This is a genomic window from Streptomyces malachitofuscus, assembly GCF_055571035.1.
Genome location: NZ_JBVIGA010000068.1, coordinates 1,645 through 4,720, shown reverse-complemented (window position 1 = coordinate 4,720; position 3,076 = coordinate 1,645). Strand labels below are relative to the sequence as shown.

Annotated in this window: 1 rRNA gene; it reads right to left on the bottom strand. The window is 57.5% G+C overall.

Annotated features, from left to right (window positions below):
• Positions 1–3,016 (bottom strand): 23S ribosomal RNA (locus ACZ44S_RS39050); the annotation flags it as partial.
• Positions 3,017–3,076: the final 60 nt, after the last annotated feature.

The following is a 3,076-nucleotide window of genomic DNA, read 5'->3' as shown; positions in this document are numbered from 1 at the left end:
GGTGGGAGTCCTCATCTCGAAGCAGGCTTCCCGCTTAGATGCTTTCAGCGGTTATCCCTCCCGAACGTAGCCAACCAGCCATGCCCTTGGCAGAACAACTGGCACACCAGAGGTTCGTCCGTCCCGGTCCTCTCGTACTAGGGACAGCCCTTCTCAAGACTCCTACGCGCACAGCGGATAGGGACCGAACTGTCTCACGACGTTCTAAACCCAGCTCGCGTACCGCTTTAATGGGCGAACAGCCCAACCCTTGGGACCGACTCCAGCCCCAGGATGCGACGAGCCGACATCGAGGTGCCAAACCATCCCGTCGATATGGACTCTTGGGGAAGATCAGCCTGTTATCCCCGGGGTACCTTTTATCCGTTGAGCGACGGCGCTTCCACAAGCCACCGCCGGATCACTAGTCCCGACTTTCGTCCCTGCTCGACCCGTCGGTCTCACAGTCAAGCTCCCTTGTGCACTTACACTCAACACCTGATTGCCAACCAGGCTGAGGGAACCTTTGGGCGCCTCCGTTACTCTTTAGGAGGCAACCGCCCCAGTTAAACTACCCATCAGACACTGTCCCTGATCCGGATCACGGACCCAGGTTAGACATCCAGCACGACCAGACTGGTATTTCAACGACGACTCCACCCGAACTGGCGTCCGAGCTTCACAGTCTCCCAGCTATCCTACACAAGCCGAACCGAACACCAATATCAAACTGTAGTAAAGGTCCCGGGGTCTTTCCGTCCTGCTGCGCGAAACGAGCATCTTTACTCGTAGTGCAATTTCACCGGGCCTATGGTTGAGACAGTCGAGAAGTCGTTACGCCATTCGTGCAGGTCGGAACTTACCCGACAAGGAATTTCGCTACCTTAGGATGGTTATAGTTACCACCGCCGTTTACTGGCGCTTAAGTTCTCAGCTTCGCCTGGACGAATCCAAGCTAACCGGTCCCCTTAACGTTCCAGCACCGGGCAGGCGTCAGTCCGTATACATCGCCTTACGGCTTCGCACGGACCTGTGTTTTTAGTAAACAGTCGCTTCTCGCTGGTCTCTGCGGCCACCCCCAGCTCACCGAGTAAATCGGATCACCGAGTGTGGCCCCCCTTCTCCCGAAGTTACGGGGGCATTTTGCCGAGTTCCTTAACCATAGTTCACCCGAACGCCTCGGTATTCTCTACCTGACCACCTGAGTCGGTTTAGGGTACGGGCCGCCATGAAACTCGCTAGAGGCTTTTCTCGACAGCATAGGATCATCCACTTCACCACAATCGGCTCGGCATCAGGTCTCAGCCTTGATGAACGGCGGATTTACCTACCGTCCGGCCTACACCCTTACCCCGGGACAACCACCGCCCGGGATGGACTACCTTCCTGCGTCACCCCATCACTCACCTACTACCAGCTCGGGTCACCGGCTCCACCACTCCGACCTCGTCCGAAGACTCAGCCGGCGGCTTCACGGGCTTAGCATCACTGGATTCGATGTTTGACGCTTCACAGCGGGTACCGGAATATCAACCGGTTATCCATCGACTACGCCTGTCGGCCTCGCCTTAGGTCCCGACTTACCCTGGGCAGATCAGCTTGACCCAGGAACCCTTAGTCAATCGGCGCACACGTTTCTCACGTGTGAATCGCTACTCATGCCTGCATTCTCACTCGTCAACCGTCCACAACTCGCTTACGCGGCTGCTTCACCCGGCAGACGACGCTCCCCTACCCATCACAGCACCCGTTGGGGCTATCTGCTGCAATGACACGACTTCGGCGGTACGCTTGAGCCCCGCTACATTGTCGGCGCGGAATCACTAGACCAGTGAGCTATTACGCACTCTTTCAAGGGTGGCTGCTTCTAAGCCAACCTCCTGGTTGTCTGTGCGACTCCACATCCTTTCCCACTTAGCGTACGCTTAGGGGCCTTAGTCGATGCTCTGGGCTGTTTCCCTCTCGACCATGGAGCTTATCCCCCACAGTCTCACTGCCGCGCTCTCACTTACCGGCATTCGGAGTTTGGCTAAGGTCAGTAACCCGGTAGGGCCCATCGCCTATCCAGTGCTCTACCTCCGGCAAGAAACACACGACGCTGCACCTAAATGCATTTCGGGGAGAACCAGCTATCACGGAGTTTGATTGGCCTTTCACCCCTAACCACAGGTCATCCCCCAGGTTTTCAACCCTGGTGGGTTCGGTCCTCCACGAAGTCTTACCTCCGCTTCAACCTGCCCATGGCTAGATCACTCCGCTTCGGGTCTTGAGCGTGCTACTGAAACGCCCTCTTCGGACTCGCTTTCGCTACGGCTTCCCCACCCGGGTTAACCTCGCAACACACCGCAAACTCGCAGGCTCATTCTTCAAAAGGCACGCAGTCACGACGCAAGGACAAGTCCTTGCGCGACGCTCCCACGGCTTGTAGGCACACGGTTTCAGGTACTATTTCACTCCGCTCCCGCGGTACTTTTCACCATTCCCTCACGGTACTATCCGCTATCGGTCACCAGGGAATATTTAGGCTTAGCGGGTGGTCCCGCCAGATTCACACGGGATTTCTCGGGCCCCGTGCTACTTGGGTGTCTCTCAAACGAGCCGCTGACGTTTCGACTACGGGGGTCTTACCCTCTACGCCGGACCTTTCGCATGTCCTTCGCCTACATCAACGGTTTCTGACTCGTCCCACGGCCGGCAGACCGTGGAAGAGAGATCCCACAACCCCGCATGCGCAACCCCTGCCGGGTCTCACACGCATACGGTTTGGCCTCATCCGGTTTCGCTCGCCACTACTCCCGGAATCACGGTTGTTTTCTCTTCCTGCGGGTACTGAGATGTTTCACTTCCCCGCGTTCCCTCCACTTGCCCTATGTGTTCAGGCAAGGGTGACAGCCCATGACGACTGCCGGGTTTCCCCATTCGGACACCCCCGGATCAAAGCCTGGTTGACGACTCCCCGGGGCCTATCGTGGCCTCCCACGTCCTTCATCGGTTCCTGGTGCCAAGGCATCCACCGTGCGCCCTTAAAAACTTGGCCACAGATGCTCGCGTCCACTGTGCAGTTCTCAAACAACGACCAACCACCCATCACCCCCGG